The 15,698-nt window shown below is 66.3% G+C and carries 16 protein-coding genes and 1 pseudogene; 8 read left to right on the top strand and 9 right to left on the bottom strand.

Annotation, left to right across the window (positions count from 1 at the left end):
• Window positions 1-56: 56 nt before the first annotated feature.
• Both AC4D2R_RS06710 and AC4D2R_RS06705 read right to left on the bottom strand, forming a co-directional pair.
• The gene (locus tag AC4D2R_RS06710) at window positions 57-914 is read right to left on the bottom strand and encodes an SMP-30/gluconolactonase/LRE family protein (protein ID WP_490938691.1); all 858 of its coding nucleotides are present in this window, start codon (window positions 912-914) and stop codon (window positions 57-59) included.
• Window positions 915-931: 17 nt separating this feature from the next.
• Window positions 932-1,420 carry a DUF3515 family protein gene (locus AC4D2R_RS06705; RefSeq protein WP_490938689.1) on the bottom strand — a complete coding sequence of 163 codons (489 nt, stop codon included), beginning with the start codon at window positions 1,418-1,420 and terminating at the stop codon, window positions 932-934.
• 115 nt (window positions 1,421-1,535) lie between these two features.
• Between AC4D2R_RS06705 and AC4D2R_RS06700 the strand changes: the two genes are divergently transcribed.
• The 7 genes from AC4D2R_RS06700 (at window position 1,536) to AC4D2R_RS06670 (ending at window position 8,782) form a co-directional block, all read left to right on the top strand.
• Window positions 1,536-2,564, top strand: a complete 1,029-nt coding sequence (locus AC4D2R_RS06700; RefSeq protein ID WP_490938687.1) for an LCP family protein — start codon at window positions 1,536-1,538, stop codon at window positions 2,562-2,564.
• An 87-nt stretch (window positions 2,565-2,651) separates the two neighbouring features.
• Window positions 2,652-3,644 (top strand): thiamine-phosphate kinase, encoded by a 993-nt coding sequence (locus tag AC4D2R_RS06695; protein ID WP_490938685.1) that lies wholly within the window; start codon window positions 2,652-2,654, stop codon window positions 3,642-3,644.
• Window positions 3,645-3,666: 22 nt separating this feature from the next.
• The gene (locus AC4D2R_RS06690; RefSeq protein ID WP_490938683.1) at window positions 3,667-4,623 is read left to right on the top strand and encodes a DAK2 domain-containing protein; all 957 of its coding nucleotides are present in this window, start codon (window positions 3,667-3,669) and stop codon (window positions 4,621-4,623) included.
• Window positions 4,616-6,844 (top strand): ATP-dependent DNA helicase RecG, encoded by a 2,229-nt coding sequence (locus tag AC4D2R_RS06685; RefSeq protein WP_490938681.1) that lies wholly within the window; start codon window positions 4,616-4,618, stop codon window positions 6,842-6,844. The genes AC4D2R_RS06690 and AC4D2R_RS06685 overlap by 8 nt, the downstream gene beginning before the upstream one ends.
• A gap of 9 nt (window positions 6,845-6,853) precedes the next feature.
• A complete protein-coding gene (gene rsmD / locus AC4D2R_RS06680) occupies window positions 6,854-7,426 on the top strand; it encodes a 16S rRNA (guanine(966)-N(2))-methyltransferase RsmD (protein ID WP_490938679.1) in 573 nt (190 codons plus the stop codon).
• Window positions 7,427-7,479: 53 nt separating this feature from the next.
• Window positions 7,480-8,103 carry an ArsR/SmtB family transcription factor gene (locus AC4D2R_RS06675; RefSeq protein ID WP_490938677.1) on the top strand — a complete coding sequence of 208 codons (624 nt, stop codon included), beginning with the start codon at window positions 7,480-7,482 and terminating at the stop codon, window positions 8,101-8,103.
• On the top strand, window positions 8,093-8,782 hold the full coding sequence (locus AC4D2R_RS06670; protein ID WP_490938675.1) for an SRPBCC family protein: 690 nt from the start codon (window positions 8,093-8,095) through the stop codon (window positions 8,780-8,782). The genes AC4D2R_RS06675 and AC4D2R_RS06670 overlap by 11 nt, the downstream gene beginning before the upstream one ends.
• Before the next feature lie 40 nt (window positions 8,783-8,822).
• On the opposite strand, the gene AC4D2R_RS06665 is transcribed toward AC4D2R_RS06670, so the two are convergent.
• The 7 genes from AC4D2R_RS06665 to AC4D2R_RS06635 form a co-directional block, all read right to left on the bottom strand.
• Complete coding sequence (locus AC4D2R_RS06665; protein WP_490938673.1) at window positions 8,823-9,575, bottom strand: YcnI family copper-binding membrane protein; 753 nt, start codon at window positions 9,573-9,575, stop codon at window positions 8,823-8,825.
• Window positions 9,576-9,664: 89 nt separating this feature from the next.
• Window positions 9,665-10,300, bottom strand: coding sequence for a hypothetical protein (locus AC4D2R_RS06660; RefSeq protein ID WP_490938671.1), 636 nt, complete (start codon window positions 10,298-10,300; stop codon window positions 9,665-9,667).
• 442 nt (window positions 10,301-10,742) lie between these two features.
• Window positions 10,743-10,991, bottom strand: coding sequence for a hypothetical protein (locus AC4D2R_RS06655; protein WP_490899962.1), 249 nt, complete (start codon window positions 10,989-10,991; stop codon window positions 10,743-10,745).
• A gap of 257 nt (window positions 10,992-11,248) precedes the next feature.
• Window positions 11,249-12,418: a zinc-dependent alcohol dehydrogenase gene (locus AC4D2R_RS06650; protein ID WP_490938669.1), complete on the bottom strand. Its 1,170-nt coding sequence runs from the start codon at window positions 12,416-12,418 to the stop codon at window positions 11,249-11,251.
• A complete protein-coding gene (locus AC4D2R_RS06645) occupies window positions 12,415-12,849 on the bottom strand; it encodes a hypothetical protein (RefSeq protein ID WP_490938667.1) in 435 nt (144 codons plus the stop codon). The genes AC4D2R_RS06650 and AC4D2R_RS06645 overlap by 4 nt, the downstream gene beginning before the upstream one ends.
• 188 nt (window positions 12,850-13,037) lie before the next feature.
• Window positions 13,038-13,835: a spermidine synthase gene (locus tag AC4D2R_RS06640; RefSeq protein WP_490938665.1), complete on the bottom strand. Its 798-nt coding sequence runs from the start codon at window positions 13,833-13,835 to the stop codon at window positions 13,038-13,040.
• 10 nt (window positions 13,836-13,845) lie between these two features.
• Complete coding sequence (locus AC4D2R_RS06635; RefSeq protein WP_490938663.1) at window positions 13,846-15,084, bottom strand: aminotransferase class I/II-fold pyridoxal phosphate-dependent enzyme; 1,239 nt, start codon at window positions 15,082-15,084, stop codon at window positions 13,846-13,848.
• A gap of 69 nt (window positions 15,085-15,153) precedes the next feature.
• Between AC4D2R_RS06635 and coaD the strand changes: the two are divergent.
• A pseudogene (gene coaD / locus AC4D2R_RS06630) lies at window positions 15,154-15,676 on the top strand (pantetheine-phosphate adenylyltransferase).
• The last annotated feature ends 22 nt before the right edge of the window (window positions 15,677-15,698 follow it).

Here is a 15,698-nt window from a genome sequence, read left to right as displayed (position 1 = left end):
CTCCCACGCCTGGAGCGGGCACGAGCATCCTGCCTGCCCCAGTGAGTCGCCGTCGACTAGCCCTGGTACATGGGCAACTCAACGCCGCGGACACCGGGGTTTGCCGCGAAAACGGAGCCAGCCTCGGGTTCGTCGCCGTCCCCAAGGTTCTGCCGCGATGTCGTGATGAAAAGGGTGTCCAGGTCCTTACCTCCGAAGGCACAGGCGGTCACCTGGGAAGCCGGGACTTCGATGCGCTCGCTCAACGATCCATCAGTGTCGAACCGCACGACGGCCGAGCCGCCGTACAGCGCGATCCAGAGGCAGCCGTCGGAATCGATCGCCATTCCGTCGGGAGCCCCAATCGAGGGATCAACCTCGGCAAAGGTGCGTCTGCCCGTGAACCGGCCTGAGTCGGCGTCGTAATCCAATGCATCGATGCGCTGGGTGGGAGTGTCCGTGTAGAACGCGGTATCACCGGCGGCATTGAAGTGCAGGCCATTGGAAGTGGTGACCCCCTGCAACACCGTGGTGACAGTCGAATCAGTGCCGAGGCTGTAAAGCGCACCGGCGCCGAACTCCGATTCCCAGCTCATCGAACCGCACAGGAAGCGGCCGCGCGGGTCGCATCCGCCATCGTTCATCCGCACCGACGGGTCGGTGAAGGCAACCGGCCCCGGCGTGATGGTGGAGAAACTTTGATCGGCAAAGGCAAAACCCCGCTCGACGCCGAGGACGTAGCCACCGGATGCGCGTCCGCGGATTGCTGCTGCAACCTTCGGGTCAACCGAATGCCGCACTAGAGCCCCGTCGCCGGCCCGCACAAGCACGTCACCGGCAAGCATGTCGACGAAAAGCAGCGAAGACGTGCGCGGATCCCAGTACGGCCCCTCCCCATGAAAGGTGCAGGGATCGGTGATCTGTTCAGCTTTCATCGGGCGCTCCATAACTGTTAGCCGTCGGCGGGCAGGTCGAGTTGGTCGGAAATATCGATGCAGGCGCGCGTTTGCTTGATCACCGAAACGGGTGCGCCGAGTTCCACCAGCACGGTGCTCGAGGCCACCTGTTCCGGGTCGAACAGCACTTCAACGGCCGGGTCGCGCCCGTAGGTTGTCGCCGTCCATGCCGACTCGCCCTCTTGGAGGATCCAGTCGATGTCGTTCACTGAAACGCATGCGTCGGTGGTGGGCCCCGGTACTTCCACTCCGCAGCGAAGCACCACCTTTGATGGGTCACCCCAGGCCGACGTCGCTTGGCTGTTCGTTTCCCGTTGGCTGTTCTCGGCCACCTCCGGGGGAAGGGAAACCATAACGCTGGCACAGGCAGGATTCGCCGCATCAGCGGCCGGGTCGACGTCGACGACGGGCGCACACGCGGCAGTGCCCGCAAGGAGCAGCCCGAGGGGTACGGCGGCGCGCAGAAGCCGGGGGAGAGGTGGCATGTTTCCACCCTAATGCTTTCCGAAGGCGGAGCAGGCCCGGGTGTGCCAGGGTGCGGGCGGTACCATGATGGCTGGTCTCCAGACCGAAGAAATGGTCCAGAACAGAGGAATTGGTGTGACTCAGTACACGGACGAGTACGAAGAGATGGGCCCGACGGTCCAACGCAGGAAGAAGCACCCCGTGCGGACAACACTGCTGGTGATGCTCAGTCTTGTTCTCGTTGCGGCGCTGGTCGCAGGCGGATACCTGTTCAGCCTGGCGCGCACCTTTGACTCGAAGACGCAGAATATCGAAGCGGCGTTCCCCACCGGTGACCGCCCCGCCGCTGCCGAGGGGGCGCGGAATATCCTTCTGCTGGGCAGCGACGCACGTGCGGAGGAGTCCGACCCTGCCGCTTCGGGGGACAGCCGGTCCGACACCATGATGCTGATGCACCTTCCCGCCGACCGTTCGGAAATCTTCGTCATGTCGATCATGCGCGACACCTGGACCGAGATACCCGGGCACGGTGAGCACAAGATCAACGCCGCACAGGCCCTGGGTGGCGTTCCGCTGGTCGTCGAAACTGTGGAGAGCCTCTTCGACACCCCAATCGACCATGTCGCAATCGTCGACTTCGAAGGGTTCAAGGACCTCACGGACGCCCTCGGCGGCGTTACGGTCGACAACCCAACGGCCTTCGATTCCAGCGGCCCTGACGCAGAAAGCTTCGCCCAGGGTCCAATCACCCTGCAGGGTGAGTCAGCCCTCAAGTTCGTCCGCGAACGCTATGCCTTCTCCGACGGCGACTACACACGGGTGAAGAACCAGCAGTTGTTCATCAAGGGAGTGCTTGGCGAAATCCTCAGCGCCGACACACTCACGAACCCGGCAAAGCTCCACGACGTCGTCGACGAGATCTCCCCGTACCTGAGCGTTGATGAAGAGTTTGACGCCGCCGCGGCCGGTAGCCTTGCCGTCTCGCAGCGGAAGGTCCGCTCCGAGGACATCCGTTTCTCGACCCTCCCCAACCTCGGGGTCGGAACCTCTCCGGACGGGCAGTCGATCGTCGTCAAGGACGACGCCGCCATCGCCCAAGTAGCTGAAGCGCTCGACGCCGGCACCCTCGGTGAATTCTTCGACTCATCAGGGGCATCGAACTAGGCACCCGGCAGGACGCCCGCACGCTGCCGATGTGGCAGCGTGACGGGTGCTCCGCTGAAAGTCACAACCGCACCGTACCTTTGAACCATGCCTCTTACCGTCGGAGACCTCAGCGAGTCCGCCCTGCTTCAGCGCATCTTTCCGCGTCTGCCTGGGGCGGAAGGCACCGTTGTGGGCCCAGGCGACGACGCCGCCGTGCTTGCGGTGCAGGACGGTCGGACGGTCCTCTCAATCGACACCCTGGTTCAGGACAAGGACTTCCGGCTCCGCCGGGACAACGGGTTCGAGACCTCAGGCTTCGACGTCGGGTGGAAGTGCGCAGCCCAGAACCTCAGCGACATCAACGCCATGGGCGCGCGCGCCACCGCCCTGGTGGTCAGCCTGACCCTTCCCCGCACCACGCCGGTCGAGTGGGTCGAGTCCCTGGCCGACGGGCTTGCCGCCGCTGTCGACCAGCTCGGTGCCGCCGACTGCGGCGTGGTGGGTGGCGACCTCGGCGGCGGAACGGAGATCGTGGTGACCGCAGCGGTCACCGGATCCCTCGAGGGACGGGCGCCGGTGCTCCGCTCGGGAGCAAAGCCGGGCGACGTCGTCGCCCTCGCAGGAACCGTCGGCAGGGCAGCAGCCGGGCTGGCCCTGCTTGAGTCGGCCCTCGACCTCGGCGAACTCAATGACGAGGCAATCGGCCTCATCAACACCCAATGCCGCCCGGAGCCGCCCCTCGCGGCCGGCCCCGAAGCGGCACTCGCCGGCGCGACGGCAATGCTCGACGTTTCGGACGGGCTCGTCCGCGATGCCGGAAGGATTGCGCGCGCCAGCGGCGTGGCGATCGATCTCGACGTCGACGCCGTCAAACTGCTCACACAGCCCCTGCAGTCCGCCGCCGACCTGCTCTCCGTCGATCCCACGCTGTGGGTGCTGGGGGGCGGCGAAGACCACGGGCTGCTGGCGACCTTTGACCGAAACGTTACGCTCCCTTACCGTTTTACTGCGGTAGGCTCGGTAACGGCAGGGACGCCCCATGTGACGCTTGGGTCGCAGGCTCCAGCTTCCATGGGATGGGATCACTTTGCAGACTAAAATCACCGCAAACGCGACAGCGATGAAGCGATGGTTAAGCAAAGCCGAAGAGTCCCTCGGCAATCACAGCGACCGGCTCAACGCCATCAACATCTTCCCCGTGGCCGACGGCGACACCGGCACCAACCTTTACCTCACGATGCGGGCCGCCGCCCAGGGCGCGCACGACTCCGACACGACCGACCTTGGCGACCTCCTGGCCTTGGCTGGACGAGCCGCCATGGAGGATGCCCGCGGCAACTCCGGCACCCTCTTCGCTGTCTTCCTCTGCGCCATCGCCGAACCCCTCCACGGGACGACGCGCCTGACCAGCCGGCTGCTCGCTTCAGCCCTCCACCGGGCACAGATCCGCAGCTGGTCGGCGCTCAGTGATCCTGTGCCCGGAACCATGCTCTCGGTTCTCGAGGCCGCCGCCCGCGGTGCGGCCGAGAAAGCGGCCACCTTTGACAGCGACGACAGCAACCAGGCGCTCGCCCTCACGCTTCACGCGGCAGTCGACGACGCGCTGGCTGCCGTCATCCACACCGAAAGCCAATTGGGTGCGCTGACCGAGGCCCGCGTCGTCGACGCCGGCGGCGTGGGATTCCTGCTCATCCTCGACGCGCTGCGGGCTGCCTCCCTGGGCGAGGAACTCAAGGACGAACTCCTCGACGGGCTTCACGGCTACGACATCCAGGCTCCGCACATCCACCAGGGCGGCGACGCCGACGGGGTGGAGATCATGTTCACCATCAACCTCAGCCCGCTCGACGCCGCAACCCTGAGGCTCCACCTCGATGAAATCGGCGAATCGGTCATCATGAGTGCGGTCACCGAGGTCCCCGAGGGGTACCGGTGGCGGGTCCACGTCCACGTGGCGGAGCCCGAAGCCGCACTCAAACTGATCTATGAGGCAGGGGAGCCTGACAATGTTGCAGTAACCCAGCTGGCCAGTGCGCTCCCGGCGGGGGACGCCCTGCTCGCCGAGGGCAATGGGTAGCAGGACCACCGCGGAGCTCGATGTTCCGCTCGACCGTCTTCTGGGACCGCAGGCAAAACTGCTCGCGAAGCACCTCAACCTCTTCACCGTGGGACAGCTGCTCAACCACTTCCCCCGGAACTACCTCAAGCGCGGCGAACTGACGCCGATCGCCGAGGTTCCGGTCGATGAAGAAGTCACGCTGATCGCGCGCGTACAGGCAGCGAATTCGCGCCGCATGCACACCCGCAAGGGCATGCTGCTCGAGGTGGTGATCACCGACGACGCCGACGGGCGGATCGGTGGAATGAACCTCACCTTCTTCAACGGCTACAAGGCGGAAAAGGAACTACGTCCGGGCGTGCGTGCGGTGTTCTCCGGAAAGGTCACCGTCTACCGGAGCAAGCTGTCGCTGACCAACCCGCACTACGTGCTGCTCGACGAGGACGACGACGACCCGCAGTACGTTGGCCAGCCGATCCCCGTTTACCCGGCCTCGGAGAAGGTCAGCAGCGAACGCATCGCCCTGGCCGTAGGGACCGTGCTCGATACCCTCGACCGGGAACAGCTCCACGACCCGATCCCCGAGGCAATCGCGCGGCGCGACAAACTCATGACGCTCTCCCAGGCATACGAGCTCATCCACCGCCCCGCCGTGGTCGAAGACGCCTACCGCGCCCAGCACCGCTTCCGGTACCAGGAAGCCTTCGTCCTTCAGGCGGCGCTGGCGCGGCGCCGGGCGCTAACGGCCCGGGAGGACGCGACGTCCAGGCCGCCGGCGGTGGGCGGCCTACTCGACCAGTTCGACTCACGCCTGCCGTTCACCCTTACCCGCGGCCAGCAGGAGGTGGGGCAGACCCTCGCCGCCGAACTGGCGCGGGACCATCCAATGAACCGGCTGCTCCAAGGGGAGGTCGGCTCCGGAAAGACCCTCGTGGCTCTGCGTGCCATGCTGCAGGTCATCGACGCCGGCGGGCAGGCCGCACTGCTTGCGCCGACCGAAGTGCTCGCCGCCCAGCACTACCAGTCGATCACCCGGACCCTTGGGCCGCTTGCAGAGGGAGGCATGCTCGGGGGTGCCGCCGACGGAACCCGGGTGGTGCTGCTCACCGGTTCGCTCACCACGGCGCAGCGCAAGCGCGCCATGCTTGAGGCCGCGTCGGGGGAAGCGGGAATCATCATCGGAACGCACGCGCTGCTTTCCGAGAACGTCCAGTTCTTCGACCTGGGACTGATCGTGGTCGATGAACAGCACCGCTTCGGGGTGGAGCAGCGCGATTCGCTGCGCTCCAAGGCCGCCGCGTCGCCGCACGTCCTGGTCATGACCGCCACTCCGATCCCGCGCACCGTCGCAATGACGGTCTTCGGCGATCTGGAGGTGTCCACGCTTTCCGAGCTGCCGGCGGGACGCTCGCCCATCACCACCCACGAGGTGGGCCTCACCGAACACCCGGCGTGGATCGACAGGGTGTGGTCCCGGGCGCGCGAGGAGATTGAGGAAGGACGCCAGGTCTACGTCGTCTGCCCGAAGATCGGCGATTCCGGCACTGCAACCCAGGAAGACGACCCGACGGCGCTTGAGCTGTACCAGCCCGACAGTCAGGGTGAGGCGGGCCGCGCTCCGCAGGAGCTGACCAGCGTCGTTGAACTCTACGACTCCCTGCAGACGGCGCCGCAGCTCCAGGGCATCGCCCTTGGCATGCTCCACGGACGGATGGACCCGCTCGAGAAGGCCGACGTCATGGCCAGGTTCAACGAGAACTCGATCCAACTGCTCGTGGCAACCACGGTGATTGAGGTCGGCGTCGACGTCCCCAACGCCACCCTGATGGTCATTATGGATGCCGACCGTTTCGGCATCTCCCAGCTCCACCAGCTCCGCGGACGGGTCGGCCGAGGCGGTCACGCCGGCACCTGCCTGCTCGTGACCCGGCTCGAACCGGAGCACCCCAGCAGGGAACGCCTGGCGGCAGTCGCCTCAACTACCGACGGGTTCGAACTCTCCCAGAAGGACCTCGAACTCCGCCGCGAGGGGAACATCCTCGGAGCCTCACAGTCCGGTGGATCCTCCGCACTTCGGTTCCTCAAGGTGATCCAGCACGGAAAAATCATCGAGAAGGCCCGAACCGACGCACAGGAAATCGTCGCAGAGGATCCGGACCTGCTCGAGCACCCAGGACTCGCCGCGGCAATCGAGCTGTACCTCAACCCGGAGCGGGAAGCCTTCCTCGAACGCGGTTAGAGTGAAGGAATGACGCGCATCATTGCCGGGGCAGCCGGAGGGACAACCCTGACCAGCGTTCCTGGAACGGGAACGCGCCCCACCACCGACAGGGTGAAGGAAGCGCTCTTCTCGCGGCTCGAGGCCTACAATGCGATCCACGGCGCCCACGTCCTCGACCTTTTTGCGGGCTCGGGATCGCTTGGCATCGAAAGCGCCAGCAGGGGAGCCGCGACGGTCGACCTCGTCGAATCGGGTGATAAGCCTGCTGCCGTGGCGCAGAAGAACGCCGGGATGATCAACAAGGTTCTGGGGTGGACGGCGGTACGGGTCCACAGGGCGAAGGTCGAGTCCTACCTCGAACGCGCCGGTGAGGACCAGGTTTGGGACCTCGTGCTGCTCGACCCGCCCTATCCGCTTGAGGACGACCCGCTGATGACCATCCTGAAGCGGCTCGTGCCGCATCTCGCGCCGGGTGCCGTCGTCGTCCTTGAGCGGTCCTCGCGCTCGCCCGAACCGGTCTGGCCGGAGGGGCTCGAGCGTTTTGCCGAGAAGAAGTATGGCGAAACCCGCCTCTGGTACCTGGAACCCCTCGAGGCGTAACGGACTAAAAACTTTTTCTTGACAATAAATATTGTCGGTCGCATCCTGAATCCATGGACATCAAGGTCATCGATAATCCGGCAGCCGCCGCTTCCTCGCTCGATCCCATTCGGGCGCGGATCCTGCGGGAGCTGGTGGAGCCTGCGTCGGCGACGGCGCTGGCCACCCGGGTCGGACTGACCCGGCAGAAGGTGAACTACCACCTGAAGGCGCTTGAGGGTGTGGGGCTCGTCGAGCTGGTCGAGGAGCGAAGGAAGGGCAACGTCACCGAGCGGATCGTTCGCTCCGCCGCTTCTTCATTCGTCATCTCCCCTGAAGCACTCGCCGCCGTCGCGCCCGATCCGCGCCGGTTCACCGACAGGTTTTCGGCCTTCTGGCTTCTGGCACTCGCCTCGCGGATGGTCCAGGAGATGGGAAGGCTCATCGCGGGTGCTTCGGCTGCCCGCAAGCCACTGGCCACCTTCGCCATTGACGGTGAGATCACTTTCCGCACCGCCGCCGACCGTGCCGCGTTCGCCGAAGAGCTCGGCTCCACGGTGGCACGGCTGGTTGAGACCTACTCCGACCCCAGTTCACCGACGGGCCGCAGACACCGGCTCATCGTCGCGCTCCACCCTATGGTGGCGGCGCAGTCCCCAACCCCGCCTGCAGCAAAGGAGCTAGACAATGAGCACTGACAAGAAGTTCGAAATCGTCGTGGACACCGAGCTCTCGGGCACCCCCGAGCGTGTGTGGGAAGCCGTCACCAGCGGAACGCCCGCCTGGATGTTCCCGACGGATGAGTGGCCCGAGGAAACGCCGGTCGATGAATATCCGACCCACCGGGTCGGCCGCATGGAGGGCCCCGATGGGTGGTTCAACCAGCTCGAACACGTCCTGACCCCGCTCGAAGGCGGACGAACGCACCTCCACTACGTTCACAGCGGCATCTTCGTTGACGACTGGGACACCCAGTACGACGGCGCGTCACGGCACACAATCTTCTACCTTCACACCCTCGACCAGTACCTGCGCCACTTCGACGGCAGGCCGGTGGTGTTCACAGACATCCAGGCGCCCGATACGTCGAACACGCCGGACGGGTTCAACCGCCTCGTCGAAGCGCTCGGAGTCAGCGGAACGGCTCAGGGGGAGCGCGTCACGTTCGATCCCGGCACCGGCGCAGTCGAGGCGGAGGTCGACTTCCGCAACGAGAACTTCCTGGGCCTGCGCTCTGATGATGCGCTCTACCGGTTCTTCGGACGCAACGCCTTCGGGGCGCCGGTGGGCATGACTGTTCACGACTTCAGCGGAGCCGTGGACAGCGGAACCACTGCCCACACCTGGGGGACGTTCCTCAAGAACGTCTACGCCTGAGCCGGTAAGACCGGGGGCAGCCTCGGCTGCCCCCGGTGCCTCAGGATCCGCTGCTGGTCCGGCGGCTACGTGCAAGGGCGGTGCCGCCCGCTGCGAGTCCGAGCAGCCCGGCGACGAGGCCGGCCCAGCCGGCGGCGCTGCTGCCCGACGATTCGGTCGCGGAAGCCGGAACGGCGTCGTCCGCCGGCTCCGCCGCGGCTGTGGTTGCGTGGCCCGATCCGTGTCCGGTTCCGCCCTCCTCCGGCGTCGTGACGAACGCCGGTGCCGGGCTCTCCGGTTCCTTACCCTCAGCCGTCGGTTCGTCCCATTCGCGGACCGAGCCATCGGTGTAGTGCTGCGCAGCGGGCAGGGTGACAGTGGTTCCCGCCGCCGGAAGCTTGCCGACCGAGATCGAGAACGTCTGGTACTCCTGCTGCGAGATCTCCGAGCCCTTCTCCGCCGTCCAGACGACGGTCGTGGGTGCCTCGGTGATCGTGGCGCCGTCCTCGGTTGTCACCGGTTCCGGAAGCTTTCCAGTGATGACTTCCGCCTTCCAGCCTTCAAGGGGCTTGACCCGCACGGAGGTGAACGGGGCGTCCTTCGGGAGTTCGACCTCGATCTTGCTGGTGCCGGCGGTTTCCGATTCGTTGGGGACGCTGAAGGTGAGCTGCGAATAGCCGTTCTCGGTGGTTGACTGCGGCGAAACCGTGACATGGGCGGTTGCCGCCGCTGCGCCGACGGCCAGGAGACCGGCCGTGGTGACGGTGGCTGCAACGGTTCTCAGGGCGTGCCGGTGGTGGGATAGCGGGTTCATGAAAGTGCCTTTCGGGTGTCCGGTGGCGGGTACGCCTTTCCGGATCAAGAAGTGAAGTGGTCGCTCGGTGTTCCGCTGCGGCTCGCCGGTTAGAACGGGAGCAGGCGCGGAAATGCTGCGACCGGCGGGCCGCGCAGGAGCGGCACACGCAGGTAGCGCCAGCGCTGCGGGACCTCGGGGGAGATGTACAGGATGAGGTTCCGGCCGGCAGGAACGCCCACCGGCGGCGTCAGCCGGGTTACGAGCGGGGCGAGCCAGGCGGCAAGCAGCAGCACCGCAGCCTCGCCCTTGGCGATGCCCACGGCGAGCACGGCGGCGGCGAGGACGTGGGCAAGCAGCATCATGCCCTGCGCCGGTTCAGCACTTTCGGCTGCTCCGAGGGCGGTGCCGCAGTCGAGAGCGGGAGCACCGTGATGTTCGGACACCACCGCGCCGGAGCACACAGGCCCGCCCAAGGAGGCCGGCGCCGCGGCAAGTGAAAAGGTGGTGAATGCCGAATGAAGCATCACCTCGCCGCCCAGCAGGGTGGCCCCGAGGGCCGGGATGGGCAGGGGCCGTCCGGCGAGCGCCGTCACGGGAACCATCATCAGGGCCGCGGTCAGGACAATGATGCCGAGTGCGGGAAGGGTGCCACCCCCGAGAACGTGGGAGGTGGCGCTGACAAAGACGATCAGGGCCGTCAGGAAGCCGGAGCGGAGGTACCGCGTCGCACCCTGCTCCCTCATTGCGCCCCCTTCGCTTTCCTTGGTTGGACTCGGCTCTGCTTCGGGCCGGACCCGGAGACTCGGCACCCGTCCAAGGATACTCACGAAGAGGTTCGTAAGGTGGGGCGTCTGCCGGGAACAGGGGTTATTCGGGGCGCCCGGCGCACCGGATGGGAGGTGCGTCAGATGAATGTAGTGCCATGCGCGTGGCCCGGGCCTACGTCTCGTCTGCCTCAGTGCGATGGAGGCGGTGCCGGCGGGAGGAGGTGCCGGGGCAGATGAAGCAGGCAGATGAGGAAGATGAAACGCCTGGGCGGCTGGTCCGGAAGGGGCCGGTCGGAAGGGATGGCAGGAAACGGCCGGCGAACAACGGCACGGCCGGAAAGTGGAGGTAGACATCGGAGCCGCTCCTTGACCCTGATGTCTTTTCCCGTGGAAACGGGCTTTCCTGCGCTTCAGCGGCTTAAGGCCTGGTTTCCGACAGGAGAACTGGCTGGAAACCTTCGGCTGAAGCGTCGTCCCTGCGGTCCAACTCCTCGGTGATCTCGGCGAGGCGGGCCTGCGTTTCAGGATCAGGCACCCCGTACGTGATGTACTCGGAGTCGATTTCGCGGTGGACCTTGCTGTTGAGCACCTCGACCTCGCTGCTGTCGAGGGTAGTGAGATCTTCCGGGAAACTGTCTCCCGGCGCCAAACGACTAGGTTCGTTCATAGGTATCCCTTCATTCGGCGCGCGAAGCAATGCTGCAGTTCCGCCGATTGATAGTCCACCAGGATCGCTTTGCCCGCTTTTGGCGGACGCCAGGATCCCGATGGCAGCGGAAGAGACCGCTTGCTCAATCAAACCATCCCCGGGCGCTTCTGGCTATTAGGGGCTTCGCGGCGCGCTGTTAGGGGCTTCGCGGCGCGCCCGCCGGGGTGGTGCGGTCCGGATCGACCGTCACGCACCATGCAGCTGGAGCGGGCCGATCAGGGGATGAAGACTGCCCTGACGCAGTTGTCCTTCTTGTTCTTGAAGAGGTCGTACCCGCGGGGGCCCTCCTCGAGCGGCAGGACGTGGGTTGCGAGGTGTTCGGTTTTCAGCTCTCCGGCGGCCATCAGGTTCAGCAGGCGGGGGATGTACCGGTGGCCGTGCTGCTGGGCGCCGCGGACCGTCAATCCGTTGTTGATGATCGCTCCGAGGGGAAACTTGTCGACCGCGCCGCCAAAGACGCCAAGCACGAACACGCTTCCGCCCTTCCGGCACGCGTGGATGGCCTCGCGAACCGCGGTGGGCCGGTCCGTCTGCAGCCGCAGTTGCTGCTTCACCTGGTCGTAGGCTCCCGGGAGGCCGCGGCCGTGCGCTTCCATTCCCACCGCCTCAATGCAGACGTCGGGCCCGCGGCCTCCGCTCATCTCCTTGAGCTCGGCAAGGACGTTGCTGGCGGTGTAGTCGAGGGTCTCCGCACCGATGTAGTGCGAGACCTGGTCGAGGCGGTAACGGTAGCGGTCGATGACCACGACCCGCGCGGCGCCTTTGAGGATGGCCGCGCGGGCCGCCATCTGGCCCACCGCGCCGGCGCCCCACACCGCGACGACGTCGCCGGGGCCTACACCGCCAAGGTCGGCACCCATCCAGCCCGTGGGAGCGGAATCGGAAGCGAAGAGCGCGCGGTCGTCGCTCACCGCGTCAGGAATCTGGAACGCGCCGACGTCGGCATAGGGCACCCTGATGTAGTCGGCGTGGCTCCCGGCCCAGCCGCCCAGCGCATGGGAATACCCGAAGCAGCCTCCGGGCGGTGATCCCCAAAGGGTCTCCGGGATCGCGTCGTTGGGGTTGCCGTTGTCGCAGAGGGAGAACAGGTCGTGCCTGCAGTACCAGCATTTCCCGCACGCGATGAATGAGCAAACGACAACGCGGTCGCCGACCCGGTGTTTCACGACCGATCCGCCCACCTCCACGACTTCGCCGACAAACTCGTGGCCGAAAACGTCGCCACCGCGCATTGTCGGAACATATCCCCCGATCAGGTGGAGGTCGGAACCGCACGTCACCGTCCGTGTCACCCTCACGATGGCGTCGTGCGAGTTGAGGATCTGGGGATCGGCCACCGTCTCAATGCCAATCTTGTTGATCCCCTGCCATGTCAGCGCTTTCACAGGATCCCCCTTCCCCGCGACCGCCGCTCCAAGGCGTCCACCACGGCTCCTGCGGCGGTTGAGGGCCGGTGGCCGTGCGGCCGTGGCTCGTTGCGCAGGGGTTCGCCGGCTTCAAGGATCTCCTTGGACTGCCGCAGCGCAGTGCGGAGCTTTTCCACTGTTCCGTCAGCGGCGCCCGGGCGGGGACGGGCCGCTATCTCGGTTCCTTTGTCGCCCGGAGCCGGCTGTGTCCGCAGGTCGACGCTCTGACGCAGCGCTTCGAGGGGCGCCGGATAGATCCCGCCGGGAACTGCGCGCTCAGCGGGCGCAAAGATCGTGACGTTGCGCCACCGTTCCCGGGCGTCGGGCGACGGCCGGCGGAGCCGCTGTTGCGCAACCGCGGCCGCAGCAGCGGCAAGACCACCGGCAGCCAGGAACATGCGGACTTTCATGGCCGCCGCCTTGCGCCGCGTGCCGTGACGCTCGGAGCCACTATGGTTGGCGCTTCCATTTTCGGCGTCCCTTCGTCAGGGTAGCTCCGTACCCGGCAACAGGTGCGATCAGGATAGGCAGGCAGCCAAGGGCACTGCAACCGGTGTTTTGCGCCGGCAACCTTATTGCGGATGAGGCCGCAGCGGCCCTAGCGACCCGTGCCGCCGTGCTCGGCGAACTCCTCGTAATCGAGGCCGGTGAGGACCGTTGCGGGGTGTGGTCCTGCCGCAGTGAGCAGACCGGTCCAGGCCGCGGGCCAAGCTTCCGTGGTTGCAGCGAGCACGATGTTTCCCGGGTAACGGCCGCTGAACATCCCGCTCTCGCCGAGGGCCGCGTAACCGCCGGCCACTTCGGCCAGCGCCCGCGCCTGACGACGGACGAACGCCAGCGGCGGATCATCTCCCACGTTCACCAGCACCACGCCCCCCGGTGCGGTGAGCCCCAGCAGTTCCCTGTAGAACGGGGCGCCGGTCAGGTGCGCCGGGGCGTCGGCACCGGCAAAGACATCAAGCACGACGACGTCGAATGCGCCGTCCGGAAGATCTGCGACAGCCGCGGCGGCGTCGTCGACGATGATCCGGCAGCGGGTGCCGTCGGCCAGCGGCATGTGCTCGAGGACGAAGTCGAGGAGCTCCCTTTCAATTTCAACCGCCGTCTGCTCCGACCCGGGCCTCGTGGCCTCGACGTAACGCACCAGGGTCAGGGCACCTGCCCCGAGGTGGAGCACCCGCAGCGGCTCACCGGGCTGCCCGGCGAGGTCGATCACGTTCGCGATCCGGCGCAGGTACTCGTAGAAGACGCGGTCGGGCCGGGCGAGGTTCACGTGCGACTGCTGCGCGCCCCCGATGCTCAGGATGTAGGCCCCTTCGATGAACGCGTCCTCATCGAGCTCGGCGTGGGCGCCTGCAGCGCGCAGCCAGCGGGACGGGACGGAGGAGCGTTTCACGGCTTGGTCCTCACAGCTGATCCCTTACGGCTCCGAGGCGGGCCACCGCTTCTTCGAGGACGTCGTGCTTCTTGCAGAAGGCGAAACGCAGGAGCGTGCGGGTTTCGCGGGCGCCCTCGGCATGGCAGAAGACGGGTACCGGAATTGCCGCAACTCCGGCGAGGGCGGGCAGGCGGCGGGCGAACTCGGTGGCGTCGGTGACGCCCAGCGGGGCCGCATCGGCGACAACGAAGTAGGTGGCCTGCGAGTCGAAGACACGGAACCCGGCAGCTCCCAGCCCCGCGGTGAGGAGGTCGCGTTTGGCGGCAAGCACCTGGGCGATGCCGTCGAAATAGGAGTCGGGCAAGGCGAGGCCGAGTGCGACGGCGCCCTGGAAGGGGGTGCCCGAACTGTAGGTGAGGAATGACTTCACCGTCCGCACCCGGCCCACCAGGGAGGCGGGTCCGCTGAGCCAGCCGATCTTCCAGCCGGTCACCGAAAACGTCTTCCCGGCCGAGGAGACGGTGAGAGTGCGCTCGCCGGCGCCCGGGAGGGTTGCCACAGGCACATGCTGCCGGCCGAAGGTGAGGTGCTCATACACCTCGTCGGTCAGCAGGATGGCATCGTACCTGGCCGCGAGTTGAACAATCCGCTCGAGCGCCTCCCGGGAAAACATCGAACCCGTGGGGTTGTGCGGATTGTTGATGAGGATGAGCTTGGTGCGTTCACTCAACGCAGCCTCGAGGGCATCGAGATCCGGTTGGAAGTCCGGGGCGCGGAGGGGCGCCGTGGTGTGCGTTGCACCCGAAAGGCCGATCACTGCCCCGTAGGAGTCGTAGAACGGCTCGAAAGTGAGCACCTCGTCCCCCGGCCCCGCAAGGGCAAGGACCGCCGCGGCGATGGCCTCGGTTGCCCCGGTGGTGACGATGATCTCCGTTTCGGGATCGGGTTCGAGACCGTAGAACCGTTGCTGGTGGGCGGCGATCGCTTCGCGGAGGGCAGGCACTCCCTTTCCCGGCGCATACTGGTTCGCGCCGGAGGCGATTGCCGCGCGCGCGGCCTCGAGGATCGCGGCGGGCCCGTCCTCATCCGGGAACCCCTGGCCGAGGTTGATCGCACCTTCGCGGGCAGCCAGGCCCGTAATCTCCTCGAAGATCGTAATGCCCAGCTCGCCGCCCGGCCCGAGGATATTGGCGCCGCGGGCGGTACGCTCCCAGGCCTCGGGTTGGCTCTTGGGGCCCGGCCCCTGGGCGGTGCGGAAGGAGGTCATAACTTCAAGTATCACCGCTGCGTGGAGTGCCTTCCCGCATCAACCCTCACAGGTGGGTAGTTTAGAGGAATGCGCCGTGCCGTCTGCCCCGGATCCTTCGACCCAATCCACAACGGGCATGTGGAGGTGATTGCCCGGGCCGCAAGCCTTTTCGACGAGGTCATCGTTGCCGTTTCAACGAACTACTCAAAGAAGTACCGCTTCGACCTCGAGGAACGGCTTGAAATCGCCAGGGAAACCCTCACCTACCTGCGGGGCGTTTCTGTGCTCCCATTGGGCAACGGGCTGCTCGCCGAGTTCTGCCGCAGCCATGGCGCAAACGTCATTGTCAAAGGCCTGCGGTCGAGCCACGACCTCGACTACGAGCTCCCCATGGCGACGATGAACCGCCAGCTTGCCGGCGTCGAAACCGTTTTCCTTCCCGCCGAGAGCAGCTACATCCATCTGTCCTCCACGCTGCTCAAGGAAGTTGCAGCGCTCGGCGGTGACATCTCTCCTTTCGTCCCCAAAGCGGTGCTCCGGCGCCTGCGTCAACAGGAGTCCGCCTAGCACCGCCGGTGCTAAGGGTACTGAATGTCGCCGGCTCCTTTAGTGCGTATGATCGGGTCTTCACG

Source organism: Arthrobacter sp. TJ-217 (assembly GCF_058269255.1).
Note: the sequence above shows the minus strand (reverse complement) of the source record. Positions and strands in the feature narration are given on the sequence as shown.

Bases quoted from the DNA above. Each gene is read 5' to 3' on its own strand.
- AC4D2R_RS06710 (WP_490938691.1), bottom strand. From the start codon at position 914: ATGAAAGCTGAACAGATCACCGATCCCTGCACCTTTCATGGGGAGGGG.
- AC4D2R_RS06705 (WP_490938689.1), bottom strand. From the start codon at position 1,420: ATGCCACCTCTCCCCCGGCTTCTGCGCGCCGCCGTACCCCTCGGGCTG.
- AC4D2R_RS06695 (WP_490938685.1), top strand. From the start codon at position 2,652: ATGCCTCTTACCGTCGGAGACCTCAGCGAGTCCGCCCTGCTTCAGCGC.
- AC4D2R_RS06690 (WP_490938683.1), top strand. From the start codon at position 3,667: ATGAAGCGATGGTTAAGCAAAGCCGAAGAGTCCCTCGGCAATCACAGC.
- AC4D2R_RS06685 (WP_490938681.1), top strand. From the start codon at position 4,616: ATGGGTAGCAGGACCACCGCGGAGCTCGATGTTCCGCTCGACCGTCTT.
- rsmD (WP_490938679.1), top strand. From the start codon at position 6,854: ATGACGCGCATCATTGCCGGGGCAGCCGGAGGGACAACCCTGACCAGC.
- AC4D2R_RS06675 (WP_490938677.1), top strand. From the start codon at position 7,480: ATGGACATCAAGGTCATCGATAATCCGGCAGCCGCCGCTTCCTCGCTC.
- AC4D2R_RS06670 (WP_490938675.1), top strand. From the start codon at position 8,093: ATGAGCACTGACAAGAAGTTCGAAATCGTCGTGGACACCGAGCTCTCG.
- AC4D2R_RS06665 (WP_490938673.1), bottom strand. From the start codon at position 9,575: ATGAACCCGCTATCCCACCACCGGCACGCCCTGAGAACCGTTGCAGCC.
- AC4D2R_RS06660 (WP_490938671.1), bottom strand. From the start codon at position 10,300: ATGAGGGAGCAGGGTGCGACGCGGTACCTCCGCTCCGGCTTCCTGACG.
- AC4D2R_RS06655 (WP_490899962.1), bottom strand. From the start codon at position 10,991: ATGAACGAACCTAGTCGTTTGGCGCCGGGAGACAGTTTCCCGGAAGAT.
- AC4D2R_RS06645 (WP_490938667.1), bottom strand. From the start codon at position 12,849: ATGAAAGTCCGCATGTTCCTGGCTGCCGGTGGTCTTGCCGCTGCTGCG.
- AC4D2R_RS06635 (WP_490938663.1), bottom strand. From the start codon at position 15,084: ATGACCTCCTTCCGCACCGCCCAGGGGCCGGGCCCCAAGAGCCAACCC.